Source organism: Ruegeria sp. CF8 (assembly GCF_056537285.1).
The window spans coordinates 26,837-53,611 of sequence record NZ_JBQFRG010000003.1 but is presented as its reverse complement, the minus strand read 5'-3'; the positions used below and the strand labels follow the sequence as shown (position 1 = coordinate 53,611).

Below are 26,775 nucleotides of genomic sequence, written 5' to 3'. Positions count from 1 at the left end.
ATTCTGGGTAGAGCACAAAATGACTGACAGGCGAGGCGCGGGCACATCCTGCGGGGGGCAAATGCCGACAAACAATATTTTGTGGCAGGCGCTAACGGTTCTTTTCCTTTTTGTTGCAGCGTGTTTGGTGGCATTTCCGAATGCTGCACAGGCGCAGAACTTCACGATCAATTCGTTTCAGGTTGAAGGCAATCGCCGGATTGAAACGGGTACGATCATCGCCCGAACCGGAATCGAACCTGGACAAACGGTCACAGCCGGACAGATCAATGATGCCTATCAGCGTTTGCTTGACAGTGGTGTATTTGAAACAGTCGAACTGACGCCTCGCGGCACGACTCTGGTGATCGAAGTTCAGGAATACCCCACGATCAATCAAATCAGCATCGAAGGAAATGCACGCGTCAAAGACGATGTTTTGTTGGATGTCATCCAGTCTGAACCGCGCCGGGTCTTTACCCCTCAGGTGGCGGAAGCAGACGCGGACTTGATAGCCGAAGTATACTCGGCGCAAGGCCGGGTCGCGGCAACTGTCATCCCCCGTATTATTCGCCGTAGTGACAACCGGGTCGATCTGGTTTTCGAAGTTGCTGAAGGTACGACAATCGAAGTTGAACGTGTCAGCTTCGTGGGTAACCGCGCGTTCTCGGACCGCCGCTTGCGCCGGGTGCTCGAGACCAAGCAGGCAACTTTCCTGCGGACCTTTTTCCGCGACGATACCTTCATCGGCGACCGTATCGAATTCGACAAACAGGTTATTCGCGATTTCTACCTGTCGCGTGGATATATCGATTTCCGCGTCAACAGTGCCAACGTGGAATTTACCCGTGAACGGGACGCCTTCTTCCTGGTGATGAATGTCACCGAAGGGCAAAAGTTTTCATTCGGTAAAATCACAACCGTCAGTGAAATACCCGGTGTGGACGCAGCGCTGTATCAGGACGCGCTGAAAATCAAACCGGGGGTGACCTACACGCCGACGCTTGTTGAAAACTCGATTGCGCGGCAGGAACGGTTGGGAATCAAGCAAGGCGTGGATTTCCTGCGGGTGGAACCACGCGTCACGCGCAATGATCGTGACCTGACACTGGATGTGGAGTTTGTACTGACAAAAGGTCCACGCATCTTTGTCGAGCGGATCGATATCGAAGGCAACACCACCACGCTGGACCGTGTAATTCGACGTCAGTTCGACACCGTCGAAGGCGACCCCTTCAATCCTCGTGAAATTCGACAGGCAGCCGAGCGGATCAACGCTCTGGGCTTCTTTGCTGTTGCTGATGTCGAACCCCGTGAAGGCTCGTCGCCCAGCCAGGTGATCCTTGACGTGGATGTTGAGGAGCAACCAACAGGTTCACTGAGCCTGGGCGGTAGCTACTCGGTCACAGACGGTTTCGGGATTGCAATCGGCCTGAACGAATCCAACTTTTTGGGACGTGGCCAAAACCTGGGCCTGACTATCTCGACCGCGCAGGACTCCGAGCAGTACTCGCTAAGCTTTACTGAACCCTACCTTTTGGGGCGGAAACTGCGCTTTGATCTGGGGCTGGGTCTTGCAGCGACGAACTCAGGCTTCGCGAGCTATGACACAAGTTCTCTGTTCTTCAATCCGCAGCTAACTTACGCCATCGGTGAGTTGTCGTCGCTGCGCTTGCGCTATGGTTGGGATCGCAGCGAGATGACCCAGCAGGACAACCAAGTTAACGGTGCCGTCATTTCGTCCGAAATTGCGCAAGGTAAGCGTACGTCCAGCACGTTGGGTTTGTCTTACGTGTATGACAGCCGACGCGGCGGTCTGGATCCCAACTCTGGCGTTTTGTTCGAGGTTGGTGTTGATGCAGCGGGTCTTGGCGGAGACAACAAGTTCTTCAAGACCACAGCACGTGGTATCGCGCAAACGCGCGTTTGGAACGAAGAAGTTGTGCTGCGGGCGACGATGGAACTGGGTGCACTGCATTGGAGAGGCAACGATTTCAGCCGTACTATCGACCGTTTTGTGCTGGGCCCGAACACCTTCCGGGGTTTTGAGCCCGCCGGTATTGGTCCACGTGACCTGTCGAACGGTCAGGACGATGCCATTGGGGGCAACTATTACTGGGTTGCCCGGTTCGAAACCGACTTCCCGCTTGGCTTGCCCGAGGAACTGGGTCTGCGCGGTGGTTTGTTCTATGATGTTGGGAATCTCTACAACATCGACAATGTGAACACCGCAGGCGCAAATATCGTGGGTGCAGACGGATCGATCCGCCACGTGATCGGCGTATCGGTTTTGTGGGAAACCCCGTTTGGGCCATTGCAGTTCAACTTCTCCCAACCCCTCAAGAAAGAATCCTTCGACAAGGAGCAGAACTTTGACCTGACCATTCAGGCCCGGTTCTGACCCCGGATGTTGAAAATGTTCATGACGATAGCGCGGGGCCCATTGCGGGCCCTGTGCGTTTTTTCGGCCTTTATGATGCCGCTTGCATTGGACGCGCAACAACTTGGCGTGCCGCAGGCCAGCGTCGTGACGCTTTCCAGTGAAAAGCTATTTTCTGACTCGGCTTTCGGACAGCGCGTTCTTCGCGAGATCGAAGCTGAAGGCGCATTGCTGGCAGAAGAAAACGAACGGATTGTGGCCGAGCTGAGCCAGGAAGAAAAAGAACTGACGGAACAGCGGGCGAACTTACCCGCGCAGGAGTTTCGCCCGTTGGCCGAGGCCTTTGACGCCAAGGTTCAGTCTCATCGAGAAGGCCAGCGCGCCAAGCTGGACGCTCTGGCGCGGCGCAGCGAGGAAGCACAACAGACTTTTTTTGAGATTGTTCGCCCAATTCTTGTTGATCTGCTGCGCGAGTTTGGCGCCAGTGTGATGATCGAGAGGTCGAATGTCGTCGTAAGCACGTCAGACATCACCGAGGCTGCAATCGCTCGTATCGACGCCGCAATTGGTGATGGCAGCGCGTTACAAGAAGGCAACGGCGAATAGGGTTGCTTGCTCTTGGATTGCTGTGTTGCTAACCACGCGGAAAAGAAACATCCAAAACGGGATATCTGATCAATGACTACGGAAACCAAAAGCGCCGACATTCAGCTGATCCAAAGGATCTTGCCGCATCGCTATCCGTTTTTGCTGGTCGACAAGGTTGTGGATATCTCGGGCTATCAGTCGGCGCGTGGCATTAAGAACGTGACGATGAATGAGCCGCATTTCCAAGGGCATTTCCCTGGTACGCCGATCATGCCGGGCGTGACAATCGTAGAAGCTATGGCTCAAACAGCAGGTGTGATGCTTGGCGTTGGCATGGACGTCATCGATACCGAGCTGCTGATCTATTTCATGAGCATCGACAAGTGCAAATTCCGTCGCAAGGTTGTCCCCGGCGATGTTCTGGAAATGCATGTTGAAACCGTCCGCGGCAAAAAAGGCGGCAAGCTGTTCAAGTTCAGCGGCCGGGCCACCGTAGAAGGTGAAGTGGCGGCCGAGGCCGAATTTTCGGCCTATGTTGATTGGGACATGGAAAAAACAACATGAGCGGAATCCATCCCAGCGCAATTATCGAAGAGGGCGCTCAGATCGGGCAGGACTGCTCAATCGGTCCATTCTGCTATGTTGGTGCGCAGGTCAAACTGGCGGATCGGGTTGAGCTGAAATCCCATGTGGTCGTGACCGGTGACACATCGATTGGCGAAGACACTGTGATCTTCAATTTTTCGGTGATCGGTGAAATCCCACAGGACCTGAAGTTTGGTGGCGAAAACACCAGTCTCGAAATTGGTAAACGCAACCGTATTCGAGAGCATGTAACAATCAATACCGGTACCGACGGTGGTGGCGGTGTGACGCGGATTGGCGACGATTGTCTGTTTATGGCGGGCGTTCATGTCGCTCACGACGTACAGATCGGCAACCGTGTGATCATGGTTAACCACGCTGGTGCGGCCGGTCACTGCATCGTAGAAGACGATGTGATTGTCGGTGGCATCTCGGGCCTGCATCAATGGGTGCGCGTTGGACGTGGGGCGATCATCGGAGCGCTTACCATGGTGCCCAAGGACGTTATTCCCTATGGCCTTGTACAGGCGTCGCGGGGTGAGTTGGAAGGTCTGAACCTTGTGGGTCTGAAACGCAAAGGCGTCTCGCGCGAGGATATCTCGGCGTTGCGCGCTGCGTTCAAGGAAATGTCCGAAGGTGATGGAACCTTCATGGACCGCGCCAAACGGATCGGCGAAGGCAATGAAAGCGATTACGTGCAGCGGATTGTCGATTTCGTCACCGGACACAGTGATCGCTCATTCCTGACACCGGGGAAGTGAGCTTATGCTGGCGCTGATTGCAGGTACCGGAGCATTGCCAACCGAAGTTGTGGCTCAGCTGACCGACCGACCCTTGATCTGCGCAATGGAAGGGTTCCTGCCTGACGATCTGACCGCGGATATTGTGTTCCCGCTGGAACAGCTGGGCAGCTTTATTGCCGATCTTAAGGCGCGGGGCGTGACGCAGATTTGTCTGGCCGGTGCTGTTCAGCGCCCACCCGTCGACCTAAACCGCATAGACGCGGCGACCCTGCCATTGGTCCCCGTCATCCAAAAGGCGATCATGTCCGGGGATGACGGCGCGTTGCGTGCGGTCATTGGGATTCTTGAAGATGCCGGGCTGCAAATGCGTGCCGCGCACGAAATAGCGCCCGGATTGCTTCCCCCTCTGGGGTGCCTGACGGACACGCAGCCCTCCGAGGCCGACATGGCCGATGCGGACCGTGCAGCAGGTATTCTGCGTGCCATGGGGGCTGCAGATACGGGGCAGGCATGTGCGGTTTCAAAAGGGCAGGCGCTGGCGATCGAGGGTATTTTTGGCACCGCCTGGATGCTGCAATCCCTGACGCAGCGCCCGGATGCGGGTGGAGGCATTTTGTTCAAAGGCCCGAAACCCGGTCAGGACCGGCGCGCCGATTTACCAGCCATCGGACCCGATACCGTCACTGACGCGGTCGCGGCCGGGTTGTCCGGGATCGTGTTGGAAAAAGGCGGCGTGCTTGTTCTGCGGCAAGAGCAGGTCATTGCTGAATGTAACCGCCTGGGTCTGTTCCTTTTCATCCGCGAGCGGGCAGCCTGATGCGCGTCTTTCTGGTCGCCGGAGAACCTTCGGGCGACCGGCTGGGCGGCGCGTTGATGGAAGGCTTGAAGACTCTGATCCCAGATGTCGAGTTTGACGGGGTCGGCGGACCGCTGATGGAAGCGCAGGGACTGACAAGCCAGTTCCCTATGTCTGAACTGTCGGTCATGGGGCTTGTCGAAGTTCTGCCGAAGTTCTTTCACCTCAAGCGCAGGATCTCCGAGACGGCACAGGCTGTGCTGGACACGAAACCGGATGTGGTGATCACCATCGACAGTCCGGATTTCAGCCTGCGTGTGGCCAAGATCGTAAAGGCCGCAAGCAACACCCGCACGGTTCACTATGTCGCTCCAAGTGTCTGGGCCTGGCGGCCGGGACGGGCCGACAAGATGGCCAAGGTCATTGACCATGTGCTGGCCCTGCTTCCTTTTGAGCCGCCGTATATGGAACGGGCAGGGATGGAGTGCGACTTTGTCGGCCATCCTGTGGCCAGTGAACCGGTTGCCACACCGGACGAGATCGCCGCATTTCGGCGTCGTTTTGATCTGGGCGATGCGCCGATCCTTCTGGCTTTGCCCGGATCACGTCGGGGAGAGATCGAACGGCTTGCGGAGTCCTTTGGCGGCGCATTGCGGCTGTTTGCCAAGGACCATCCGGACTACCGCGTGGTGATCCCGACCGTTGGCGCGACAACCGACCTCGTGAAAGACTTGGTCACGGACTGGCCCGGAGATCCGGTTGTGCTGGACCCACGCCACGAAGGTACGGATCAAGCGCTTACCGACAAGCGTTCCGCGTTTGGCGCGGCGAGTTTGGCGCTTGCGGCGTCGGGAACCGTGTCACTGGAACTTGCAGCGCAGAATACGCCGATGGTCATTGCCTACAAGCTCAACTGGCTGACACAGAAGATGGCCGAACGGATGGTCAAACTGGATACTGTAACGCTGGTCAATCTGGTGTCAGATACGCGAGCGGTACCGGAATGCCTTCTGGATGATTGTCAGCCCGAAAAGATCGCCGACGCCTTGCGAAATGTGGTCAATGCCCCGGATACGCAACAAACCGCAATGAGCCTAACCATGGAAAGATTGGGTCGAGGTGGCGAAGCCCCCGGTCTTCGGGCAGCACGGGCCGTATTGGACAGAATGCAGGTCGATCATGCTTGATCATGCGTTGTTTGCGGTGTCTGCCGGGATCGCGATGGTATCCACCAATCTCGACAATTTGGCCGTCTTGCTGGGCCTGATTTTGGTTATGGAACAGCGTCGCGCCATTTTGGGTTTTGCGGTCGCACAGACACTTGTTCTGACTCTGGCTTTGACCGTGGCGTTGGGGTTGAACCAAAGCGGTGTGCCCTTCTGGATTGGGTATCTGGGCATCGTACCATTGGCTTTTGGATTGCGCGGTATTTGGAAGAAATTTCGGGAAGAGGACGTGGAAGAGGCAGAACCGAAAGGTGCCGTAACCTCGGTCGTCACACTCTTCCTGAGCCTCTCGATCGACAGTTTCGCGGTCATGACCCCGCTGCTGGCGGACTCGGCGCCCACTTATCGCATTGCTGCGCTGGTAGGCGCAGTAGCGGCCGCCGCCGGTCTGGTCGCTGTCGCGACATGGGGGGCGCCGCGCGCCAAAAGTCTGGGTCCTCGTGTCGCGCGCCTGGATCGGATCGCCCCTTACATCATGGTCTGCGTCGGGCTTTACATTCTCTTCAATTCGCCCACAGATGTTGTGTAGCGGGTTCAAGACGCGCCCGTGTCGCGCATAAGTGATCTCAGCCCGGTTGTTGCAGCGGCGTGGGCCTGAGATATCTTGATCGAAAAAGGAGCCTCGCCATGACCCGCATTCCCCCGTTGTCGGATCACGAGATGACGGAAGAAGCACGCGCGTCCCATGAAGCTTTGGGTGCGTATGGCCCGTTCGACAACTGGGCCCGCGTGGCCGCTTATTGCCCGCCTGTTCTGGAACATGTTACTGGAATGCTGACCACGTTGCGCGAACAGCAGAACCTGCCACGTCGCGCACTGGAATTGGCGATGGTAACAGTGTCAAAGCTCAATGCTTGCGACTATTGCGTTTCCCATCATACGCCGCTGCTAACAGTTGCGGGCCTTAGCCTGGAAGGGGCCGCGCGCCTGCCGGATGTCGAGGATCACCCTGAACTGGATGCCTGTGACAAGGCCGTGGTGCGCTATGCCGAAGCCGTGACAACGCGATCTGGTCGGATGCGGGACGCCGAAGTATCTGAATTGCGGGAATGGTTCACGGACGCTCAGATCGTTGAACTGACCTGGCGTATCGCGTTGTGCGGAGCGTTCAACCGGTTCAACGATGCGCTTCAGATTCAAATTGAGGCCGAAGTCGAGCCGGTTTCACCCTAGTAGCCGCGCCAGATCCAGCCGCCTCCAAAAATGCGGCTGCCTTCACTTGCATAAAACACACAAGCCTGACCCGGTGAAATACCTTCCTCGGGCGTCAGCAGTTCAACTTCTGCCGTTGTGTCGGACAGCGGGCGGATGATGGCTTCACGCGGCGGGCGGGTCGAACGAACTTTGACCTTCAGGTGCCATTCATCGCGCGAGGTGAAGGGCTCGTCGCCCAGCCAGTTGATCTCGCGCACCGGTACAACACGGGTGGCCAGCATCTCTTTGGGGCCGACAACAACCTGCTTCTTGTCAACGTCCAGTTTGACGACGTAAAGCGGTTCGCTCAGACCACCAATGCCAAGGCCGCGCCGTTGCCCGATAGTGTAATGGATCACACCGTCGTGCTGCGCTAGAACGCGGCCATCGGCGTGTACGATTTCGCCGGGTTCCGCCGCACCGGGGCGCAGCTTTTCGATCACGCTTGCGTAGTTACCATTGGGCACGAAACAGATGTCCTGGCTGTCGGGCTTGTCGGCCACGGACAACCCGTATTGCGCCGCCATTTCACGCGTTGCGTCCTTGGACGGCAGATGGCCCAGAGGAAAACGCAGGAAATCCAGCTGTTCAGGCGTAGTCGAAAACAGGAAATAAGACTGATCGCGGTTCGCATCCTCAGCGCTGTGCAGTTCTGGCCCGTTGGGGCCCATCTTGCGCTGGATATAGTGACCGGTGGCCATGCAGTCGGCCTCAAGATCCTTGGCAGTTTCCAGCAGATCCTTGAATTTCACCCGCTCATTGCAACGAATGCAGGGCACAGGGGTTGCGCCGGCCAGATAGCTATCAGCAAATTCGTCGATCACGGCGTCTTTAAAGATGTTCTCATAATCCAAGACGTAATGCGGAAAGCCACGCTCCTCGGCCACACGCCGCGCGTCGTGGATATCGATCCCAGCGCAACAAGCGCCTTTTTTAGCCAACGCCGCGCCGTGGTCGTAAAGCTGTAGTGTCACGCCCACGACGTCATAGCCCTGATCCGCCAGATAGGCCGCCACAACCGAGCTGTCGACGCCACCGGACATCGCGACAACCACACGCGTTTCCGAGGGAGGTTTAGCAAAACCAAGCGAGTTCAGCGGGGTCTCGGTATCGAGGGCCATGATCAGTTCCGTTTCGGGTTAAGGAAGACCGCCGGAATATAAGAAAATTCTACACATTCTCAAGGGGCGGTTTCATGCGGTCTTAAGTAGCCTGATGTCAGTAAAGGAGCAGGAAGAAAAGGGTTGAAAGATGTTTTTGCACAAAGTTGAGGGCCCACGGTCCGTGACACTGCCCGATGGGTCCGTTTTGACGCGCGCTGATCTGCCGCCTGCAAATACACGCCGCTGGGTGGCCTCACGCAAGATTTTGGTCGTACGTGGCGTGCTTTACGGCCTGATCAGCTTGTCTGATGCCAAGAAAAAATACGGGATCAGTGATGAGGAGTTCAATGGCTGGGTGTCTCTTGTCGCCGAACATGGTGTCGAGGCGTTGAAGGCCACTTCTTTAAAAAAATATCGACAACCTATGGGAGAGTGTGAATAAATGATTCAACGGTAACGTCAGATTAACCATTCTTGTTCAGGTATATTTTAATTGAAATTGTTGACCGAATTGGAGCAGTGAAAAATGCGCGTACTTCTTGTCGAGGACGATCCAACCACGTCGAAAAGCATCGAACTGATGCTGACGCACGCAAACCTGAACGTTTATGCTACGGATCTTGGCGAAGAAGGTATCGATCTGGCAAAGCTGTACGATTACGATCTGATCCTGCTGGACCTGAACCTGCCGGACATGAACGGGCATGAGGTGTTGCGCCAATTGCGCATTGCCCGGGTTGAAACCCCGATCCTGATCCTTTCCGGCGCCGATGACACCGAAAGTAAGATCAAAGGCTTTGGTTTTGGTGCAGATGATTACCTGACTAAACCCTTCCACCGGGAAGAACTGGTGGCGCGTATTCACGCCATTATCCGCCGGTCGAAAGGGCATTCGCAATCTATAATTCATACCGGTCGGGTTGCGGTAAACCTGGATGCCAAAACCGTGGAAGTGGATGGAAAAACTGTTCACCTGACCGGCAAAGAATACCAAATGCTCGAACTGCTCAGCTTGCGTAAGGGCACGACCCTCACCAAAGAGATGTTCCTGAACCACCTCTATGGCGGCATGGATGAACCTGAGCTGAAGATCATTGATGTGTTTATTTGCAAACTTCGCAAAAAGCTCAGCAATGCGACAGGCGGCGAGAATTATATCGAAACCGTCTGGGGGCGTGGATATGTGCTGCGCGACCCGCAAAGCAACAGTTTGGAAGAAACACGGATGGCTGTCGGCCTCTGATTTGAACCACCTGTGCTGTCGGCGGTCCGGGGCAGCACATTGCACTCACGGCTCAGCACGTCTGGACCTGGCCATGACCTCGCCCTATCACTGAGGTCCAAGAACGCGTGACAGGGCGAGGCCATGAGCAACACAATCTCCATTTCTGATCTGACCGAAGACCAAGCACGCGCCGAACTGGCGCGTCTGGCGGATGTGTTGTTGCGGGCGAACACGCTCTATCACGGTGCAGATGCACCTGAGATTTCGGATGCCGAATACGATGCACTGAAACGCCGTAATTCAGAAATTGAGGCACGATTCCCTCACCTTAAACGTGATGACAGCCCGTCGGAGCAGGTGGGTTCCAAGGCGGCAGACGGGTTTTCGAAAGTCACGCATGCTGTCCGAATGATGTCGCTGGGTAACGCCTTCGATGACGACGACGTGGCTGATTTCGACAGATCCATTCGCAAGTATCTTGGTCTGAGCGCGCAGGAGCCCCTGTCGTTCACGGCTGAACCAAAGATTGACGGTCTGTCGCTGTCCTTGCGCTATGAAAAAGGGCTGCTTGTGCAGGCGGCCACACGAGGGGACGGTGAGGTCGGCGAGAACGTGACCGCAAATGCACGCACCGTCTCGGATATTCCTCAGCAGTTGGACCACGCGCCCGAAGTTCTTGAGGTCCGCGGTGAGGTCTATATGTCTCATGCCGATTTTGAGGCACTGAATGCCCGACAAGCGGAGCGGGGCGGAAAACCATTTGCCAACCCGCGTAACGCAGCGGCCGGATCTTTGCGTCAATTGGATGCGGAAATCACGCGATCCCGTCCCCTGAAGTTCTTTGCTTATGCCTGGGGTGAAGTGTCTGAGCCACTGGCGGGCACGCAAATGGAAGCGATTGATCGGCTCAGGTCGCTTGGTTTCTCAACAAATGATCTGACCCGCCTGTGCAAGACGACTCAAGAGATGTTGGAGCATTATCGGGATATTGAAGCGCAACGCTCTACCTTGGGCTACGACATTGATGGGGTCGTCTATAAGGTCAACGATCTGTCCCTTCAGGCGCGCCTGGGGTTCCGCTCGACCACGCCGCGATGGGCGATCGCGCATAAGTTCCCGGCTGAACTGGCATGGACGAGGTTGGAGGCCATCGACATTCAGGTCGGTCGCACAGGTGCACTCAGCCCTGTGGCTCGGTTGCATCCGGTGACTGTGGGCGGGGTCGTGGTATCCAACGCCACACTGCATAACGAAGATTATATCGCTGGGCGTGATGCCAAGGGCGGTACGATCCGCGACGGCAAAGACATTCGTGTCGGCGATTGGGTGCAGGTCTATCGTGCGGGTGACGTGATCCCGAAAGTGGCAGACGTTGATCTGTCGAAACGCCCGTCCGACGCGCAACCTTACGCTTTTCCGACCCTCTGCCCAGAGTGTCAAAGCCCGGCAATCCGTGAGGAGGGCGACGCAGTGCGTCGCTGTACTGGCGGCTTAATTTGCCCGGCGCAGGCTGTTGAAAAGTTGAAACATTTTGTCTCGCGCAAGGCGTTTGATATCGAAGGCCTGGGTGCAAAGCAGATCGAGATGTTCTACGATGATCCGGTGCTGCCGATCAATACTCCTGCGGATATCTTCACGCTGGAGAAACGCGACCAGGGTAATCTCGCGCGATTGAAAAATCGGGATGGATGGGGTGAGACTTCGGCCGGTAACCTGTTTGCCGCGATTGACGAAAAGCGAACCATTCCGTTTGCGCGCCTGCTGTTTGCTTTGGGCATTCGCCATGTGGGCGAGGTCGGCGCACGTGATCTGGCGTTGTATTACCGCGAGTGGGATGCCATGGCACAAGCGCTGGATGCCGCGCGCCCGGCGGCTTTGGCGCAGCGGCAAGCTGATGAGGCAGAAGATGCTGAACGGGCCGCAGCGCTGGCCGAAGGTCGTCGCGCCCGCGTTAAGGAAATGCGTGATGCAGCGATTGCCGCAGCCCGCGTACCAGCAGAGGCCAATGCCGCATGGTCCGATCTGATCGGTATCGATGGGATCGGAGCAACGCTTGGGCTGTCTCTGTCAGATGCATTTGCAAATGCGGAAGAGCGGCGCGCATTTGATACACTGCGGCAGGAACTGACCGTTATCGCACCCGATGCACCTGCGTCCGACAGCCTTGTCGCAGGCAAAACGGTTGTTTTCACAGGAACGCTGGAAAAGATGACACGCGCCGAAGCCAAGGCCCGGGCCGAGGCTTTGGGCGCAAAAGTGTCTGGCTCTGTCAGCAAGAAAACCGACATTCTGGTTGCCGGCCCCGGTGCCGGGTCGAAGGCAAAGAAGGCGGCAGAACTTGGGATCGAAACATTGGATGAGGATGGCTGGCTGCAGCTGATCGAAGACGCATGAGCGGACGGCCTGAACAGCTTTTCCCGCTTTTTGCGGGTTTGGAAACGCTTGAGGGTGTTGGCCCCAAAACCGCGCAGGTTATGGCGCAGACCGGCGTAGAAAGCCCGCGCGATGTTTTGTTTGGATTGCCATATGCTGTGGTTGATCGGCGCAGGCGCGATACGATTCAGGGTGCTGACCTGCCTACTACTTTGACTGTTGAGGTGACTGTTGGCGCTCATCGTCCGTCGCGCAACAAGGGCGGAGCTTATCGCATTCATGTCGAAGACAGTCAGGCCGATTTCCAGCTGGTCTTCTTTCATGCGCGTGGAGACTATCTGAGAAAGCTGCTTCCGCAGGGATCGCGCCGGGTGATTTCAGGCAAGTTGGAATTGTTCGACGGCATGGCCCAAATGGTGCATCCGGACCATATGTTGCCGGTCGAACAGGCCGGAGAGATTCCAGAATTCGAACCTGTCTACCATCTGACACAAGGGCTGACTCAGAAAACGGCGTTCAAGGCCAGTCGCAGCGCGTTGGCCCGGGCGCCTGAGCTTGAGGAATGGATCGACCCTGCGCAGGTGGCCCAGCAAAACTGGCCGGACTGGGCTTCGGCCATTCACGCCGGGCATAACCCTCAGGGGGCGGATGACGTCGCCCCGTTTGCGCCCGCGCGACAGCGTTTGGCGTATGACGAATTATTTGCACATCAGTTGACCTTGGCATTGGCTCGTCAACGAGAGCGCAAATCCCGAGGTATCGTCAGTGTCGCGACCGGAAGATTGCAGTCCAAGGTGCTGGCCAGCCTTCCGTATCGCCCGACCGGTGCTCAGAGCCGGGCGATTGATGAAATTGCGGATGATATGGCATCTGAATCCCGAATGAACCGTTTGCTTCAGGGCGACGTTGGTGCAGGTAAGACACTGGTGGCCTTCATGGCACTGCTGATCGCCGTTGAAGCTGGCGGGCAGGGTGTGATGATGGCCCCGACCGAGATTCTCGCGCGTCAACATCTGGAAGGGTTGCGCCCATTGGCCGAAGAGGCCGGGGTGGTTTTGGAACTGCTCACCGGACGTGACAAGGGGGCCGAGCGTCGTGCCAAGCTTGAGGCGCTGAAACAGGGTAATATTCAGATTCTGGTCGGTACTCATGCCGTGTTTCAAAATGACGTGGAATTCAAGGCTCTGCGCTTGGCTATCGTCGACGAACAGCACCGGTTTGGCGTTCGGCAACGGATGGAACTGTCGGAAAAAGGGCAGGGTGCGGATGTTCTGGTGATGACGGCGACACCGATCCCGCGCAGCTTGGCGTTGGCGCAATACGGGGACATGGACGTCTCGGTGCTGGACGAAAAGCCGCCCGGGCGAAAACCGATCAAAACGGCGATTGTCAGCACGCAGCGCATGGACGAGGTTGTGTCGCATCTGCGCCGCGCGATCGAAGAGGGGCGGCAGTGTTACTGGGTTTGCCCGTTGGTGGACGAATCCGAGGTTTCGGACCTGACGGCTGCCGAGGATCGGTTCAAACGGCTGCGCGCTATTCTGGGGGAAGGCATGGTGGGGCTGGTTCATGGTCAGATGCCACCCACCGATAAAGACGCTGCCATGAGTGCCTTTCAGAACGGTGATACCAACGTTCTGGTTGCGACAACTGTGATCGAGGTTGGGGTCAATGTCCCCAACGCCACGATCATGGTGATTGAACGGGCCGAGATTTTTGGGCTTGCACAGTTACACCAATTGCGTGGGCGCGTGGGTCGTGGTGACGCGGACTCGACCTGCCTGCTAATGTACCAACCGCCGCTCAGCGAAGGTGGGCGCAAACGGCTGGAGGTCTTGCGCGAAACCGAGGATGGATTCCGCATTTCTGAAACCGATCTTGAGATGCGCGGGGCCGGGGATCTGATCGGAACCGCGCAGTCCGGCCTTCCTAAGTTCCGCATCGCTGATCTTGAACGACAGGCCGGGTTGATGGCTGTCGCCCAGTCAGATGCGCGGGCTTTGCTGAATGCGGACCCGAAACTGACGTCGGAACGGGGCCGTGCCGCGCGCGTTCTTTTGTGGCTGATGAAACAGGATCAGGCAATCCGTTTGATTTCAGTAGGTTAGGCGTGACGTTCCAAAAAGTTCACAAATGTTCTCAAAAAGTTCTTTACCGACTCGGGTAAATATGAGAACAAAAGGTCAACAAAGGATTAAAGCTCTGACCGGAGGTGACCCTATGCTGACCCAGATCAAGACCGCTTTCAGCCGCGCGCAATCGACCATCCTGCAGGATGCGGTTGGCGTGATGTCTCTGGTCGTGATTCTGATGGTCGCACTACACCTGCCTGTTGGTTTTTAAGACTTTCTGCCTGCGATCTCGTGCCGAAAAATCCGCGCTGTCATCCCCATTTCAGTCAAGGGTGACCTGCCTGTCCCAAACCCCTTGAGGGGCCATGCCTCGGCCCCGCGCGGTGAACCGGACCCCACGCGAGACACGCAATGCCTGCCGCCGCCCTTTCGCCCGGAAGGTGCGGCGGTTTTTTTATAGCTGACCGGTTTTGAAAATCTCAAGCAACGCAGAGAGAACAGAGTTGACCGCAACCGAGGCCAGGATCATCCCCATGATACGGCTGATGATCGCCGCGCCTGAATGGCCAATCCAACGGATGATCGGCTCTGCCAGAAGCATCAGTACGAACGCAACCAAAAGAACCGAAAGCATCACCAAAGCTGTGATCCCCTGATCGGCAGCGCTGTAGCGGTGATTGTCGGTCAGGATGACAATAGCCAGCATCGCGCCGGGTGAGGCTAAGGATGGCACCGCCAACGGGAAAATTGCCGGGTTTTGCTTGTGGTACTTGTCTTCCAGATCTTCCTCTGCCTGACGTTGTTCAATGTCCTGCTTGCTTTCACCAAAGATCATAGTCAGGGCGAACAGGAACAGGATGATGCCGCCCGCCACCTGAAAGGAATTCAAGCCGATGTCCAATGCCTCGATCAGCAGTTGCCCAAAAACGAGGAAAAACAACAAAACCCCGGCACTGATCAACGACGCCAACAAAGCGGTCTTGCGCCGGGCTGCGGCGTTCAGCCCAGCGGTGACGGCGATAAACACGGGAATTGTTCCGATTGGGTCAATAACAACCCAAAGCGTTACAAAATGCTCAAGCAGATTGTCCAAACCCTTCCCTCCTAAAACCTGGCCAGAGGGGTAACGGGTTTACCCTAGTTTGCCAAGATCATGCGCAATGCGCCTGTTCGGCCTGTGCCAGCGCTTCGGCGGTGGCGTCCAGCGCCAACAGGATCGACGCATGCCGGTTTTTGTAGTCACGTGCGGGCATCAGAACTTCCAGCCCATCGAACGGTGCATCCGGGGCAGGGCCGTCTTTTTTCAACATGGTCGCCAGTTGATCGCGCGCGGCTTCAACCTGAGCACGCGTTGCACCAATGATGGCGCCCCCGACAACTGCTGCCGATGCCTGACCCAAGGCACAGGCTTTTACGTCCTGGCCAAAGGCGCTGACCCGACCATCGTCAACTTTAACGTCCACAGTCACTGTCGAACCGCACAGCGGCGAGCGTTTCTTTACGGTCGCATCCGGGTTGTCCAGCCGGTCAAGATGCGGAATATCCGCAGCCAGCGCCAAAATGCGCCCGGAATACAGCTTTATCAGGTCGTTCTCGCTGCTCATGGCTTTCCCTCGTCGTGTGTTCCTCATACATAGTGGCCAGCCCACCGGATGCAAAAGGTTTTTGATATGACTGATCCCGTCGTGTTCGATCCATCGACGCTGAAATATAACGAAGCGGGCCTGATCCCGGCAATTGCGCAGGATGACACGTCAGGCGAAGTCCTGATGATGGCCTGGATGAATGCTCAGGCCGTTGAAAAGACGCTGGAAACGGGCAGGGTGACCTATTGGTCGCGCTCTCGTCAGTCTTTCTGGATCAAGGGCGAAACCTCGGGTCACGTGCAGGAGCTGGTGGATTTTCGGATCGATTGTGATCGGGATTGCCTGTTGGTTCTGGTGCGCCAGACAGGGGCTGCCTGCCACACTAACCGCCGGACCTGTTTCTATACCGCTGTTCGTGATGGCACTGAAACTGAACTAATGGCACCGATGGAATAAGGGTGGCGGTTAAAGACCGACCATGCGTCGAATGTCTGCAGGGCTGTAGCCTTCCGCCCTGTATTTCGAAATCGCACGGGCATCGTCCCGTTTCGCCAGGCGTTTGCCGGCATCGTCGCGGATCAGATCATGGTGCAAATACACAGGCGTGGGTAAATCCAGCAATGCCTGCAATAGAACGTGGATGCGCGTGGCTTCGAACAGATCCCGCCCGCGGACCACATGGGTGATCCCTTGTGCCGTGTCGTCGAGGACAACGGAGAGGTGGTACGATGTGCCCATATCGCGGCGGGACAAAACGACGTCGCCGATAGTGTTTATCAACTCATCTGGGGTGAAAGTGATGGTGCCCGTTTCACCATCAGGCCCTGAACCAAGTTCGATAAACTGAAATCTGGACCGGTCGTGGATCGCTTGACACGCTTTGGCAATGTCCAGCCGCAATACCTCATGCCGTGGTCGAGGGTGTTGCCTTAAGTCTTTATCTTGATGAACTTTTCGACACGTTCCGGGATAGATTATCCCGTCTGGCCCATGCAATGGCGCGCCTTCCTGCGGAGCGCTGGCAGCGGCGGCAATATCTTTTCGGTTGCAAGTGCAGGGAAACAAGAAGCCCTGCGTCCAAAGACGATCCAAGGCTTGGTCATAAACCCTCCTGCGGTCCGACTGGCGCACAACCGGTTTTGGCCATGTCAGGCCTAGCCATGCCAGATCGTCATAGATCTGATCCTCCCAATGCTGCCTCGAACGAGACTGATCGATGTCTTCGATCCTCAACAGGAACTGACCACTTTCAGCTGTGGCTATGTCGCTGGCCATCAACGCGGAATAAGCGTGTCCCAGATGAAGTGGTCCGGTTGGAGAAGGCGCGAAACGCGTCAGGAAAGTCACGCTTTTTCTATTATATACACGTCAGAGTTAAGGTTAATTCCGGGTAGATGTGGCCCGTATTCACGAAATAGCAAACGTGCGGCCCCCATGTCGACCCAGTCCGTGACGCGGCAGGTGTATGTGTGATCTGCCAGCGCGTGATCATTCAAAGAAAACGCAAACAGCCCTCCTTTGGGTAAAGCATGCATCAAAACATCGATTGTCTCTGGAGGCGCAGCGCCCTGACCGATGACACCAATGGCGGTGATAATTGAATATGCACCACGCTTGAGCGGGGCTGGCTTGGTGATATCAAAGCCACTCAACGCTCTGTAAACACCTTTTGCCTTTGCTTCTTCCAGCATTTTGGGGGTGGGGTCCATGCCATCGATAAGTTCGTACCCGACTGCGCGCAATGCCTGACCTGACAATCCGGTTCCACATCCAAAGTCCAGAATCGGGGTTTCAGCGTGGGGGTGGGCAGACCACAATGCCGCCGCCACACGAGCCGGCGTGACATATCCGTGATCTTCGATTTCTTTATCGTAGGTCGCGGCCCAGTTCTTGTAGTGCGATTCTGTCTCTTGTGGGGTGTCGAGGCTGTAGGTGCTGTCTAGGAACTTATCGGTCATAAAAGCATGCTAGGCCGAGACAGCATTGTGCGTCCAGTCAGCAGTGCTCCAACCAGGATTGCCATTCGGCCTTGGCCCTATCTGTGTAAGCTTTGTACCGGTCCTTGCGACCCCGCCGTCCGCCCTTCAGGCCGTCCACAGGGCGGAACAGACCAAAATTCACATTCATCGGTTGAAAGGTCTTGGCCTCGGCCCCGCCGGTTATGTGGTGGATCAAAGCGCCCATTGCGCTGTCCTGCGGGACGTCCGGTAAGTCACGCCCCAGAATCTCAGCCGCGGCCAGACGCCCGGCCAGTAGCCCCATCGCCGCGCTTTCGACATAGCCTTCAACACCGGTGATCTGCCCGGCAAACCGGATGTTGGGTTTGGATTTCAACCTCATCTGCGCATCGAGCAATGTGGGAGAGTTGATGAACGTGTTGCGGTGAATGCCGCCTAAGCGGGCGAAACTGGCTTTTTCTAGGCCGGGGATCATGCGGAAGACGTCGGTCTGGGCACCATATTTCATCTTGGTCTGGAAACCGACGATGTTGAACAAGGTGCCTAATGCATTATCGCGGCGCAACTGCACTACGGCATGAGGTTTGACGTCCGGTGCGTGTGGGTTGGTCAGGCCAACCGGCTTCATCGGACCATGGCGCAGGGTTTCGCGCCCGCGTTCTGCCATGACCTCGATGGGCAGGCAGCCGTCAAAATAACCGGCGGTTTCCCCTTCATGGAACTCTGTTTTGTCAGCAGCCAGAAGCGCTTCGATAAACGCCTCATACTGGTCGCGGTCCATCGGGCAGTTCAGGTAAGCCGTGCGCTCTTCCTCGGTCTCGCCTTTGTCATACCGCGACTGCATCCACGCTTTCGACATGTCGATGCTGTCGGCATAAACGATGGGCGCAATGGCATCAAAGAACGCCAGCGCCTCGGCACCTGTTTCTGTGCGGATCGCTTCACCCAGCGCTGGCGATGTCAGCGGGCCGGTTGCAAAGATCCATTGGCCGTCATCGGGCAGGGCGGCCACTTCTTCATCCGTGACCGATACACGCGGATGGGCGCGGAGTTTTGCGGTGACGCTTTCGGCAAAAGGGTCACGATCCACTGCCAGCGCCCCTCCGGCGGGCAGGCGATGGGAATCGGCCGTTGTCATGATCAACCCGTTGGCCGCCCGCATTTCCCAATGCAGCAGGCCAACTGCATTCTGTTCGTCATCATCTGATCGGAACGAATTCGAGCACACCATTTCAGCCAGATTTCCGGTCTGATGCGCAAAGGTGCCAACCTTGGGGCGCATCTCGTGAATCACCACGTCAACGCCCATTTCCGCCGCTTGCCAAGCCGCTTCGGATCCGGCCATCCCGCCGCCTACAATATGCAAAACTTGTGTCATGCGCTGCCACATAGGGCAGACCACATTCAGGCGCAACTCGGGCGGTGCCAAAATAGCTAAATTTACAGGAGGGGTCTTGGGGTCGCCGCTGCGGGAATGTCAGCGCTGGTGAGAGAGACCAGCTGGAGGGACCTTCCGCCCACGGCGACCCAAAAGTGTCCTGAGGCCTTAGCCTCGACCCAGCTTTGCCACAGAGTCGCCGTTTTGAAAAGTGCTAAAATCAAAACAGTGGCAAAAAATGTGCAAAATAATTGCCTCATTGGGTCCAATTTGGGGGGCGCTTTTCGATAAAGGCGGAAATGCCTTCTTCTGTGTCCCGGTACAACATATTCTGCGCCATTACCTCTCCGGTATAGGTGTAGGCCTGATCCAGAGGCATCTGAAGCTGTTGATAAAACGCCTCTTTTCCGATTTTCACGGCGACGCCAAGCTTTGAGGCTACAAGCTCAGCCAATGCATTGGCCTCGTGTTCAAGCTGCGATTCCGGGACGACGCGGTTAATCAGCCCAAGCTCTGCGGCCCTTTCGGCCGAAATGAACACACCCGTCGTCAGCATCTCGAAAGCCTGCTTTCTGGGAATGTTACGGCTGAGCGCCACCATCGGAGTCGAGCAGAACAGTCCGATATTGACCCCGTTCACGCCAAAACGCGTACCTTCGGCTGCAACAGCCATGTCGCAGGTCGCAACCAGCTGACACCCGGCGGCGGTGGCAATGCCATGGACCTGAGCGATAACGGGTTGAGGTATCGATTGGATCGACATCATCATCCGGGCGCAGCGCGCGAACAAGTCCTGGAAATAGGCTTTGCCCCCGTCTTCAGACTGACGTCCGGCTGTCATTTGCTTCAAATCATGCCCGGCACAGAAAGCTTTCCCAGCACCTGAAAGGATTACTGCGCGGATGGATTTGTCATCGCGCAAAGCGTCAAGTTCATCCTGAAGCGCGGTCAGCATCTCTTCGCTCAGCGCGTTTAAGCGTTCGGGCGCGGTCATTGTAAGCCGTGCCACCGCGCCAGTGTCGTTACGTTCCAGAATTGCCATCTTGCCCTCCGATCCCAAGTTGGGCCAACTCTAGGTCGGGAAGAGCAGGAGGGAAAGTATGGCTTTGGCAATGAACCGGGATGAACTGTCGCAATACCTAAAAGAGGTGTTTCCCCAGGTGCATAAGGATTTCGTTGTCGAAGAATTGGCCGAAGAAAACATTACAATGCGGCTTGTGGTGCAGGATCGGCACCTGCGCCCCGGAGGTACGGTTTCAGGCCCGGCCATGTTCGGTTTGGCCGACGTCAGTGTTTATGCATTGATTTTGGCGCGAGTGGGGCGGCAATCTTTGGCGGTGACGACCAACAGTTCATTGGATTTTCTTCGCAAACCTGCAGGTGGCGCCGATCTGATTGCAACGTGCCGATTGCTCAAACTTGGTCGATCATTGGCGGTCGGCGATGTGCTGATCTTTTCCGAAGGCATGGACGAGCCAGTTGCGCGGGCCGCCATGACGTATTCCATTCCACCGGCAGGCTCGGCCGCGGCGCGGTTCGGTTAAAAAAGGCCGGGGACTGGCCCCGGCCCAGGAAGAGGTCCCAATAATTGGGACTGGGGATTATTCAGATCTGCCAGAAGTAGCGTTTCACTTCACGGTCCGCCTGCATGCGGGTGAGACCAACATCTTTCAGCAGCCTGTCATCCAGATTTCCCAAATTGACGCGACTGCGGCGGCGGCGTTCCCATTGAGTGACCGCAGCCGCAAACCGCACGGCCAGCGCGGCGATCAGCGGCAGCCGGGGGCTGGTGTTCAGCAGCATAAGGGCGGGGTTGTGCATTGTGCGTGTCATCTCAGATATCCTTTCAAATTGTATTGACACAAAGCAGTAATGTTCGGTACAAGAGATTGATACATTCAATATTGTGTCGAAAGCAAAGGAAGAATTGTAATGGATACAATTTGGCCGGAAGCGTTACCGAAAGCCAAGGGGCCAAAGTACACTCTGGTTGCCGATACAATACGGAAAGCCATTGAGAGCAAAGCGTTAGATATCGGAACAAAGCTCCCTCCGGTGCGTGAGTTGGCGTATCGATTGCAGATCACACCAGGTACGGTTGCACGCGCCTATACGATTTTGACGGATGAAGGCTTGCTACAAGCTGAGGTCGGGCGTGGTACATTCGTGGCCCCACCGAAATCGCCGATTCTGGATGATGTCTGGTCGCGCCAGCTGCATTTGGCAGAAGCGCAGAACGCCAATCACGTTAGCCTGTTCAGTCCACGATTGGCGGATATGGGGCAGGTGTCATTGATACGGGAGTGTTTGCAAAAAGTCGCGCAGTCGGATCCGGCTTTGTTTATGAACTATCCAACCCGAGATGCCTATAAACCCATGCGCCAGGCCGTTGTCGACTGGTTGTCTGATTTGCCGTTGGGTCCGCTGACGGATGACGACATCGTTTTGACTCATGGCGGTCAGAACGGATTGTGTCTTGTCTTTCAGAGCATTCTCCAAGGTCCCAAGCCGGTCGTCTTGGTCGAAGACCTGTCCTACGCGGGCTTTCGCCGCGCCGGTGAATTGATGCGGGCCGAAGTGGTCGGCATTCGCATGGACAAGTGGGGTATCGATCCCACTGCGATGGAACATGTTTTGCGGCAGACACCCGCGCAGGCGATTTGCGTTTCACCCGAGGTGCAGAACCCGACCGCACTGCACACTCCACTCGAACGGCGCAAAGAGGTTGTTGAAGTCGCGCGGAAATTTGACGTGCAGATCGTTGAAGATGATTGTTACCGCATGGGTGAGGCCAAGGAGCCCAGTTATCGTGCTTTGGCCCCGGAACGAGGCTGGCATGTGTCATCAATCTCAAAAGTGCTGACACCATCGCTACGCGTCGGGTTTGCTATTGCGCCCAAAGAGCGAAGTGTGGATCTGAGGCGCTCAGCGGAATACGGGTATTTTGGGCTGGCGCAGCCTTTGGCAGAGCTCACCCGGTTGCTTTTGTCTGATCCCCGAACGCGGCAGATCGCCAAGGATGTGCGTTCCCGAATGGGCGAGTATGTGCGCGTTACGGTGAATGCGCTGGGTGGTTTTGACCTTACGTGGGCACCAGATGTACCCTTTGTCTGGCTGAACCTGCCATCTGGCTGGCGGGCGGCGGCCTTCAGTCGGGCGGCAGAGCGAGAAGGAATACAATTGCGTTCGGCGGACGAATTCGCCCTGCGCGATGGCCGTGCACCAAATGCTGTTCGCATTGCGATGAACGGACATGTTTCATTGCAACGGTTCGAGGATGCAATGCTTCGGCTGCGTGCGTTACTGGACAATCCTCCCGAGCAAATCAGTGTTTAGATTGGGGTAAAATAATACCTATTTTATAAGATATTGTTTTGTATAAATAAAAACTGTTTTACTGCGCTTGACGTGTACGCAAGCACCCCATAGAACCCCTCCATCGAATTCGGGCCGCTCTGTCTTGGGGCGGTCTTTCACATCAAACAGGACTATCCTGCCATGAAAACCTTTTCTGCAACACCTGCAGACATCGACAAGAAATGGATCCTGATCGACGCCGAGGGCGTTGTTCTGGGCCGTCTTGCCTCGATCGTCGCCATGCGCCTGCGTGGCAAGCACAAAGCGTCGTTCACACCAAACATGGACATGGGCGACAATGTTATCGTGATCAACGCTGACAAAATCCAGATGACCGGCAAGAAGCGCGAAGAAAACTTCTACTGGCACACTGGGCACCCGGGCGGCATCAAGTCGCGCACCAAACAGCAGATTCTGGAAGGTGCACACCCCGAGCGCGTCGTGACCCAAGCGGTTAAGCGCATGCTGCCGGGCAACCGTCTGTCGCGTCAGCAAATGACCAACCTGCGTGTTTATGCCGGTGCCGAGCACCCGCACGAAGCCCAGGCCCCCGAAGCTCTGGACGTTAAGTCCATGAACAAGAAAAACACCCGGAGCTAATGACCGATGGCTGATCAGATCAATACTCTCGAAGAGCTGAGCGCCGTCGCAGGCGTTGAAACCGTGGCCGAAGAAGTCATCGTGCGTGAACCCGTACGCGACGAGCTGGGCCGCTCCTACGCCACCGGTAAGCGTAAAGACGCTGTTGCCCGCGTTTGGATCAAGCCGGGTTCCGGCAAGGTCACCGTGAACGGTAAAGACCAGGACAAGTATTTCGCGCGTCCGGTTCTGCAGCTGATCCTGCGCCAGCCGTTCCAGGTTGCTGGTGTTGAAGGCGAATTCGACGTTGTCGCAACCGTCAAAGGCGGTGGCCTGACCGGTCAGGCCGGTGCAGTCAAGCACGGCATCTCGAAAGCGCTGCAACTGTACGACCCGAACCTGCGTGGCGCACTGAAAGCCGCAGGCTTCCTGACCCGCGACAGCCGTGTTGTGGAACGTAAGAAATTCGGTAAGCGCAAAGCCCGCCGTTCGTTCCAGTTCTCGAAGCGTTAATCGCCGGGACGATCAAAAAGAAAGGGCTCGCACTTGCGAGCCCTTTTTCGTTTCATTTACAGCGTCTTATTCTTCGTAGACGAGTTTCCACGCGCCGTTTTCAACGACATTGACGAACACGGTATCCGCGCCCTGGTGATCATCCGGCCCGTAGGTGATGTGGTTGCCGACCAGATCATCTTGATAGTCCAGCGACTCCATGGCTGCGATGAAACTGTCATGGGTCAGATCCGGGCCCGCGGCTTCGAGCGCTTTGACCATCATTTCGGCCGCGGAATAGCCCAGCATCGCAAACCCTACCGGATCTTCGCCTGTGGCGGCCTTGTATTCTTCTATGAACGCGGCGGGGGCGGGCTCATCGGCGCGGGCCCACAGATCCTGCCACGAGGCGGCGGCATAAAAGCCGTCGGTCACGCCCCCGGGAACCTGTGCCACGACGGTCAGGAAACTGGCCGAAGTGCCCAGGAATTTCATATCCGTCAGGCCCATCTTCTTGGCAGTACCCACCACCGTGATGGCCTGACGAACGCCCAGCGCCATCGTGACAATGTCACAACCTTCTTCCTTGAGTTTGCTGAGCGAGCCCACGAAATCGGTCTCGTCTGGCTTATGCGTGGTCTCGGATCCAAATGTGATCCCGGCCTCTTCAGCCCCGACCTTGCTGCCTTCCAGAATTTCTTCGCCGAAATCGGTGGGCAGGTACATGCTGCAAACGGTTTGCGACCCAAATTCACCGGCAAGGTATTTCACGCCAATGCGGGCTTGATCATAGTAAGTCGAGAACGAGGTGAACTTGTTGCGCATCGGCTCTTGCAACATCTGCCGCGCGGCTGTCAGAGGGGCAACGTTGGGAATTCCCTTTGGATCCAGCAGCTTGAAGCCTGCCATGTTCATCGGCGTGCCCAGCGATTGCAGCATCGCAAACACTTTGTCCCGGTTCAGCAGTTTGTTGTAGCCCTGCATCGCACGCGGCATCTGATAGCCATTGTCTTCGACGACATAGCGAATTTGTCGCCCATGTACGCCTCCGGCTGCATTGACCCTGTCAAACACGACATTTGCGCCTTTGGTGGCCGGAACGCCCACGGCTGCGAAGATACCACTCAGATCGTTGACCGACCCGATGACGATTTCATCGTCGGTGACGCCTTGGGTTTGCGCCAAACCCATGGTCGCCGAGACGGTCAAGGCCGTGGCGACAGCCAATAGTTTGAATGACTTTCTCATTTCTCTCCTCCCGAAATTCCCTTGTCTAACTGTACATGTCTTGAATCAGATGTCCGTGTTTCTTTTCTACCAAACCCCGTTTCAGCTTCATCGTGGCGGTCAGTTCATCGTCTTCAGCGGTCAAAAGCACGTCGATCAGTCGGAAATCCTTGATCTGCTCGACCCGCGCGAATTCTGCGTTTACGGCTGCAACTTCGGCACTGATCAAATCGTGGATCTCGGGCGCGGCACAGAGTGAGGCGAAATTAGAAAACGGGATTTTGCGGTCTTGTGCAAATTTCTCGACATTTTCCTGATCGATCATGATCAGAGCCGTAAGGTACTTGCGCCTGTCGCCAATCAGGATCGCGTCAGAAATATAGTGACTGAATTTCAACTGGCTTTCGATCTCAGCCGGGGCAATGTTCTTACCGCCGGCTGTAATGATAATGTCTTTCAGACGACCCGTGATGGTGACGTAACCGTCCTGGTCGATATGTCCCATATCCCCCGTCCGCAGCCAGCCGTCTGCGGTAAATGTCTCAGCCGTCTTGGCGTTATTGCGCCAATATCCCTGAAAGATGTTCATGCCTTTCAGCTGGATTTCACTGTCTTCTGAGATGCGGACATCGCAGCCTTCGACGACTTGACCGATGGTCCCGATCCGGTTGCTTTCAATGGTATTGAGCGTGGCCAGCCCCGCAGTTTCAGTCATCCCGAAGCCTTCGACCAAAGGCACGCCGATGGCCCAGTACCAATTCAGCAGGTCCGTCGAAATCGGAGCAGCACCCGTGCCGCCCCGACGCAGTTTATCCATGCCCAGCATACGGCGCAGGTTCTTCAGAACCAGCTGGTCCCAAATCCAGAATTGGGCAGCGATACCAACGGGAACAGGTTTTCCATTGGTCACGTATTCGGCGCGACGCGCGCCCGCTTTCAAGGCCATCCCAAAGGCCGCGCGACCCAAGGGCGTGGCTTCCTGCGTTAGGATCTGCACATGCGCATAAATCTTTTCCCAAACTCGGGGCACTGCCGTGAAGGTCGATGGCGAGACCTCTTGCAGGTTTGCAAAGACGGTTTCCGGGCTTTCCGCGAAATTCACCGTGCACCGTGCCGCCAGCGGGAAATAGACCGACACGTCCCGTTCCAGAATATGGCACAGCGGCAGAAAGCAAAGCTGCTCATCACTGGCCAAAACCGGCAAGGCCCGCGCGCCGGATTCAATGGCGGCCAGGATATTCTCGTGACTCAGCATCGCGCCCTTGGGCTGTCCAGTGGTGCCTGAGGTATAGACAAGCAGCGCAGTATCCTGTGGTTTCGCCTGTGCGATTTCGGCTTCGAACCGCCCGGGATCGGCTGCCTCAGCATCTTGGCCAAGAGCGTAGAGGTCGTTGATCATCATACAGCGTGGGTGCTTGAGATCGTGCAGGCCTTCGTCTTCCAGAATGATCACTTTGATCAGGTCCGGAACTTCGGCCTCGATTTCCAGAAACTTGTCCAGATGCTCTTCATCTTCGACAATCAGGAATTTGCTGCCACTGTCATTGATCAGGTATCGCAACTGACTGGCAGAGTCGGTGGTGTAAACGCCCGAGGCTATTCCCCCGACGCCCTGAATACCCATGTCGAACCAAGCCCATTCCTTGCGGTCTTCGGACAGGATCGAGACCACATCGCCACGCTCCAGCCCCAGTTTCCGTAGTGCTAGACCGATCCATTTGGCGTGTTGCCAGTAATCGGCCCAGGAATAGGATTTCCAAATGCCCAGATCTTTTTCCCGGTGCGCGGTGCGTTCGCCCAACTCGGCGCAGCGGTGTTGAAACAGCTCGCTGACGGTGATGCAGTCGTCCACCCGCAACGGCCTTTGACCCGTCGTCGCATTAAAGCGCACGCCATTGATTGTGGTCTGCGGGGGCAGGGGGCTGGCGTCCATC

At 56.5% G+C, this 26,775-nt stretch carries 28 protein-coding genes; 18 read left to right on the top strand and 10 right to left on the bottom strand.

Annotation, left to right across the window (positions count from 1 at the left end):
- Positions 1-19: 19 nt before the first annotated feature.
- The 8 genes from bamA (at position 20) to ACR0EV_RS08065 (ending at position 7,470) form a co-directional block, all read left to right on the top strand.
- Entirely contained in the window at positions 20-2,380 is a 2,361-nt protein-coding gene (gene bamA / locus ACR0EV_RS08100; RefSeq protein WP_480799635.1) for an outer membrane protein assembly factor BamA, read from the top strand.
- 15 nt (positions 2,381-2,395) lie between these two features.
- A complete protein-coding gene (locus tag ACR0EV_RS08095) occupies positions 2,396-2,965 on the top strand; it encodes an OmpH/Skp family outer membrane protein (RefSeq protein ID WP_480799634.1) in 570 nt (189 codons plus the stop codon).
- Between the two features lie 72 nt (positions 2,966-3,037).
- Positions 3,038-3,511 carry a 3-hydroxyacyl-ACP dehydratase FabZ gene (gene fabZ, locus ACR0EV_RS08090; protein WP_050602398.1) on the top strand — a complete coding sequence of 158 codons (474 nt, stop codon included), beginning with the start codon at positions 3,038-3,040 and terminating at the stop codon, positions 3,509-3,511.
- Positions 3,508-4,293, top strand: a complete 786-nt coding sequence (lpxA, locus tag ACR0EV_RS08085; protein ID WP_480799633.1) for an acyl-ACP--UDP-N-acetylglucosamine O-acyltransferase — start codon at positions 3,508-3,510, stop codon at positions 4,291-4,293. Before fabZ ends, lpxA begins: the two co-directional genes overlap by 4 nt.
- 4 nt (positions 4,294-4,297) lie before the next feature.
- Positions 4,298-5,092, top strand: a complete 795-nt coding sequence (locus ACR0EV_RS08080; RefSeq protein WP_480799632.1) for an LpxI family protein — start codon at positions 4,298-4,300, stop codon at positions 5,090-5,092.
- Positions 5,092-6,258, top strand: a complete 1,167-nt coding sequence (lpxB, locus tag ACR0EV_RS08075; protein WP_480799631.1) for a lipid-A-disaccharide synthase — start codon at positions 5,092-5,094, stop codon at positions 6,256-6,258. Before ACR0EV_RS08080 ends, lpxB begins: the two co-directional genes overlap by 1 nt.
- Positions 6,251-6,826 carry a hypothetical protein gene (locus ACR0EV_RS08070; RefSeq protein WP_480799630.1) on the top strand — a complete coding sequence of 192 codons (576 nt, stop codon included), beginning with the start codon at positions 6,251-6,253 and terminating at the stop codon, positions 6,824-6,826. Before lpxB ends, ACR0EV_RS08070 begins: the two co-directional genes overlap by 8 nt.
- Positions 6,827-6,924: 98 nt before the next feature.
- Positions 6,925-7,470 (top strand): carboxymuconolactone decarboxylase family protein, encoded by a 546-nt coding sequence (locus ACR0EV_RS08065; protein WP_480799629.1) that lies wholly within the window; start codon positions 6,925-6,927, stop codon positions 7,468-7,470.
- Here ACR0EV_RS08065 and mnmA read toward each other — a convergent pair.
- On the bottom strand, positions 7,467-8,612 hold the full coding sequence (gene mnmA / locus ACR0EV_RS08060; RefSeq protein WP_171668267.1) for a tRNA 2-thiouridine(34) synthase MnmA: 1,146 nt from the start codon (positions 8,610-8,612) through the stop codon (positions 7,467-7,469). The two genes, ACR0EV_RS08065 and mnmA, sit on opposite strands and share 4 nt — an antisense overlap.
- A 130-nt stretch (positions 8,613-8,742) precedes the next feature.
- Between mnmA and sciP the strand changes: the two genes are divergently transcribed.
- The 5 genes from sciP to ACR0EV_RS08035 all read left to right on the top strand — a co-directional run bounded on the left by sciP (position 8,743) and on the right by ACR0EV_RS08035 (position 14,535).
- Positions 8,743-9,036: a CtrA inhibitor SciP gene (gene sciP, locus ACR0EV_RS08055; RefSeq protein WP_480799628.1), complete on the top strand. Its 294-nt coding sequence runs from the start codon at positions 8,743-8,745 to the stop codon at positions 9,034-9,036.
- Positions 9,037-9,120: 84 nt separating this feature from the next.
- A complete protein-coding gene (gene ctrA / locus ACR0EV_RS08050) occupies positions 9,121-9,837 on the top strand; it encodes a response regulator transcription factor CtrA (protein ID WP_171183282.1) in 717 nt (238 codons plus the stop codon).
- 123 nt (positions 9,838-9,960) lie between these two features.
- A complete protein-coding gene (gene ligA, locus ACR0EV_RS08045) occupies positions 9,961-12,213 on the top strand; it encodes an NAD-dependent DNA ligase LigA (RefSeq protein ID WP_480799627.1) in 2,253 nt (750 codons plus the stop codon).
- The gene (gene recG, locus ACR0EV_RS08040; protein WP_480799626.1) at positions 12,210-14,300 is read left to right on the top strand and encodes an ATP-dependent DNA helicase RecG; all 2,091 of its coding nucleotides are present in this window, start codon (positions 12,210-12,212) and stop codon (positions 14,298-14,300) included. Before ligA ends, recG begins: the two co-directional genes overlap by 4 nt.
- Positions 14,301-14,412: 112 nt before the next feature.
- Complete coding sequence (locus tag ACR0EV_RS08035) at positions 14,413-14,535, top strand: hypothetical protein (protein ID WP_256367922.1); 123 nt, start codon at positions 14,413-14,415, stop codon at positions 14,533-14,535.
- Between the two features lie 183 nt (positions 14,536-14,718).
- Here ACR0EV_RS08035 and ACR0EV_RS08030 read toward each other — a convergent pair whose 3' ends face one another.
- Complete coding sequence (locus ACR0EV_RS08030; RefSeq protein WP_480799625.1) at positions 14,719-15,357, bottom strand: MarC family protein; 639 nt, start codon at positions 15,355-15,357, stop codon at positions 14,719-14,721.
- A 58-nt stretch (positions 15,358-15,415) separates the two neighbouring features.
- Complete coding sequence (locus ACR0EV_RS08025; protein ID WP_480799624.1) at positions 15,416-15,868, bottom strand: iron-sulfur cluster assembly scaffold protein; 453 nt, start codon at positions 15,866-15,868, stop codon at positions 15,416-15,418.
- A 48-nt stretch (positions 15,869-15,916) separates the two neighbouring features.
- Here ACR0EV_RS08025 and hisI point away from each other — a divergent pair, with 48 nt between their 5' ends.
- Complete coding sequence (gene hisI, locus ACR0EV_RS08020; protein WP_480799623.1) at positions 15,917-16,306, top strand: phosphoribosyl-AMP cyclohydrolase; 390 nt, start codon at positions 15,917-15,919, stop codon at positions 16,304-16,306.
- A gap of 9 nt (positions 16,307-16,315) precedes the next feature.
- Here the strand turns inward: hisI and gluQRS are convergent, their stop codons facing one another.
- The 4 genes from gluQRS to ACR0EV_RS08000 form a co-directional block, all read right to left on the bottom strand.
- Complete coding sequence (gene gluQRS / locus ACR0EV_RS08015; protein WP_480799622.1) at positions 16,316-17,197, bottom strand: tRNA glutamyl-Q(34) synthetase GluQRS; 882 nt, start codon at positions 17,195-17,197, stop codon at positions 16,316-16,318.
- Positions 17,194-17,808 (bottom strand): class I SAM-dependent DNA methyltransferase, encoded by a 615-nt coding sequence (locus ACR0EV_RS08010; RefSeq protein WP_480799621.1) that lies wholly within the window; start codon positions 17,806-17,808, stop codon positions 17,194-17,196. Before ACR0EV_RS08010 ends, gluQRS begins: the two co-directional genes overlap by 4 nt.
- Positions 17,809-17,845: 37 nt before the next feature.
- Positions 17,846-19,186 carry a methylenetetrahydrofolate--tRNA-(uracil(54)-C(5))-methyltransferase (FADH(2)-oxidizing) TrmFO gene (gene trmFO, locus ACR0EV_RS08005; protein ID WP_480799620.1) on the bottom strand — a complete coding sequence of 447 codons (1,341 nt, stop codon included), beginning with the start codon at positions 19,184-19,186 and terminating at the stop codon, positions 17,846-17,848.
- A gap of 256 nt (positions 19,187-19,442) precedes the next feature.
- Positions 19,443-20,228 (bottom strand): enoyl-CoA hydratase, encoded by a 786-nt coding sequence (locus tag ACR0EV_RS08000; RefSeq protein ID WP_480799619.1) that lies wholly within the window; start codon positions 20,226-20,228, stop codon positions 19,443-19,445.
- Between the two features lie 58 nt (positions 20,229-20,286).
- Here ACR0EV_RS08000 and ACR0EV_RS07995 point away from each other — a divergent pair, with 58 nt between their 5' ends.
- Complete coding sequence (locus ACR0EV_RS07995; protein ID WP_480799618.1) at positions 20,287-20,730, top strand: PaaI family thioesterase; 444 nt, start codon at positions 20,287-20,289, stop codon at positions 20,728-20,730.
- Between the two features lie 61 nt (positions 20,731-20,791).
- Here the strand turns inward: ACR0EV_RS07995 and ACR0EV_RS07990 are convergent, their stop codons facing one another.
- Complete coding sequence (locus ACR0EV_RS07990) at positions 20,792-21,019, bottom strand: DUF1127 domain-containing protein (protein WP_480799617.1); 228 nt, start codon at positions 21,017-21,019, stop codon at positions 20,792-20,794.
- Positions 21,020-21,118: 99 nt separating this feature from the next.
- On the opposite strand from ACR0EV_RS07990, the gene ACR0EV_RS07985 reads away from it, so the two are divergent.
- The 3 genes from ACR0EV_RS07985 (at position 21,119) to rpsI (ending at position 23,635) form a co-directional block, all read left to right on the top strand.
- Positions 21,119-22,522 (top strand): aminotransferase-like domain-containing protein, encoded by a 1,404-nt coding sequence (locus ACR0EV_RS07985; protein WP_480799616.1) that lies wholly within the window; start codon positions 21,119-21,121, stop codon positions 22,520-22,522.
- Between the two features lie 162 nt (positions 22,523-22,684).
- Positions 22,685-23,143, top strand: a complete 459-nt coding sequence (gene rplM, locus ACR0EV_RS07980) for a 50S ribosomal protein L13 (RefSeq protein WP_480799615.1) — start codon at positions 22,685-22,687, stop codon at positions 23,141-23,143.
- A gap of 6 nt (positions 23,144-23,149) precedes the next feature.
- On the top strand, positions 23,150-23,635 hold the full coding sequence (rpsI, locus tag ACR0EV_RS07975; protein WP_171090107.1) for a 30S ribosomal protein S9: 486 nt from the start codon (positions 23,150-23,152) through the stop codon (positions 23,633-23,635).
- Positions 23,636-23,701: 66 nt separating this feature from the next.
- Here rpsI and ACR0EV_RS07970 read toward each other — a convergent pair whose 3' ends face one another.
- Together ACR0EV_RS07970 and ACR0EV_RS07965 are read right to left on the bottom strand one after the other, a co-directional pair.
- Positions 23,702-24,862: an ABC transporter substrate-binding protein gene (locus tag ACR0EV_RS07970; protein ID WP_480799614.1), complete on the bottom strand. Its 1,161-nt coding sequence runs from the start codon at positions 24,860-24,862 to the stop codon at positions 23,702-23,704.
- Between the two features lie 25 nt (positions 24,863-24,887).
- Entirely contained in the window at positions 24,888-26,774 is a 1,887-nt protein-coding gene (locus ACR0EV_RS07965; protein ID WP_480799613.1) for an AMP-dependent synthetase/ligase, read from the bottom strand.
- Position 26,775 lies beyond the last annotated feature (1 nt).

Bases quoted from the DNA above. Each gene is read 5' to 3' on its own strand.
- recG (WP_480799626.1), top strand. From the start codon at position 12,210: ATGAGCGGACGGCCTGAACAGCTTTTCCCGCTTTTTGCGGGTTTGGAA.
- mnmA (WP_171668267.1), bottom strand. From the start codon at position 8,612: ATGGCCCTCGATACCGAGACCCCGCTGAACTCGCTTGGTTTTGCTAAA.
- hisI (WP_480799623.1), top strand. From the start codon at position 15,917: ATGCAAAAGGTTTTTGATATGACTGATCCCGTCGTGTTCGATCCATCG.
- ctrA (WP_171183282.1), top strand. From the start codon at position 9,121: ATGCGCGTACTTCTTGTCGAGGACGATCCAACCACGTCGAAAAGCATC.
- ligA (WP_480799627.1), top strand. From the start codon at position 9,961: ATGAGCAACACAATCTCCATTTCTGATCTGACCGAAGACCAAGCACGC.
- rpsI (WP_171090107.1), top strand. From the start codon at position 23,150: ATGGCTGATCAGATCAATACTCTCGAAGAGCTGAGCGCCGTCGCAGGC.
- ACR0EV_RS08080 (WP_480799632.1), top strand. From the start codon at position 4,298: ATGCTGGCGCTGATTGCAGGTACCGGAGCATTGCCAACCGAAGTTGTG.
- ACR0EV_RS08025 (WP_480799624.1), bottom strand. From the start codon at position 15,868: ATGAGCAGCGAGAACGACCTGATAAAGCTGTATTCCGGGCGCATTTTG.
- ACR0EV_RS07995 (WP_480799618.1), top strand. From the start codon at position 20,287: ATGGCTTTGGCAATGAACCGGGATGAACTGTCGCAATACCTAAAAGAG.
- ACR0EV_RS08010 (WP_480799621.1), bottom strand. From the start codon at position 17,808: ATGACCGATAAGTTCCTAGACAGCACCTACAGCCTCGACACCCCACAA.
- ACR0EV_RS08095 (WP_480799634.1), top strand. From the start codon at position 2,396: ATGTTCATGACGATAGCGCGGGGCCCATTGCGGGCCCTGTGCGTTTTT.
- lpxA (WP_480799633.1), top strand. From the start codon at position 3,508: ATGAGCGGAATCCATCCCAGCGCAATTATCGAAGAGGGCGCTCAGATC.
- ACR0EV_RS07965 (WP_480799613.1), bottom strand. From the start codon at position 26,774: ATGGACGCCAGCCCCCTGCCCCCGCAGACCACAATCAATGGCGTGCGC.
- ACR0EV_RS08070 (WP_480799630.1), top strand. From the start codon at position 6,251: ATGCTTGATCATGCGTTGTTTGCGGTGTCTGCCGGGATCGCGATGGTA.
- rplM (WP_480799615.1), top strand. From the start codon at position 22,685: ATGAAAACCTTTTCTGCAACACCTGCAGACATCGACAAGAAATGGATC.
- ACR0EV_RS08000 (WP_480799619.1), bottom strand. From the start codon at position 20,228: ATGGCAATTCTGGAACGTAACGACACTGGCGCGGTGGCACGGCTTACA.
- ACR0EV_RS07985 (WP_480799616.1), top strand. From the start codon at position 21,119: ATGGATACAATTTGGCCGGAAGCGTTACCGAAAGCCAAGGGGCCAAAG.
- lpxB (WP_480799631.1), top strand. From the start codon at position 5,092: ATGCGCGTCTTTCTGGTCGCCGGAGAACCTTCGGGCGACCGGCTGGGC.
- bamA (WP_480799635.1), top strand. From the start codon at position 20: ATGACTGACAGGCGAGGCGCGGGCACATCCTGCGGGGGGCAAATGCCG.
- ACR0EV_RS08035 (WP_256367922.1), top strand. From the start codon at position 14,413: ATGCTGACCCAGATCAAGACCGCTTTCAGCCGCGCGCAATCGACCATC.
- sciP (WP_480799628.1), top strand. From the start codon at position 8,743: ATGTTTTTGCACAAAGTTGAGGGCCCACGGTCCGTGACACTGCCCGAT.
- fabZ (WP_050602398.1), top strand. From the start codon at position 3,038: ATGACTACGGAAACCAAAAGCGCCGACATTCAGCTGATCCAAAGGATC.
- trmFO (WP_480799620.1), bottom strand. From the start codon at position 19,186: ATGACACAAGTTTTGCATATTGTAGGCGGCGGGATGGCCGGATCCGAA.
- ACR0EV_RS07970 (WP_480799614.1), bottom strand. From the start codon at position 24,862: ATGAGAAAGTCATTCAAACTATTGGCTGTCGCCACGGCCTTGACCGTC.
- ACR0EV_RS08065 (WP_480799629.1), top strand. From the start codon at position 6,925: ATGACCCGCATTCCCCCGTTGTCGGATCACGAGATGACGGAAGAAGCA.
- ACR0EV_RS07990 (WP_480799617.1), bottom strand. From the start codon at position 21,019: ATGACACGCACAATGCACAACCCCGCCCTTATGCTGCTGAACACCAGC.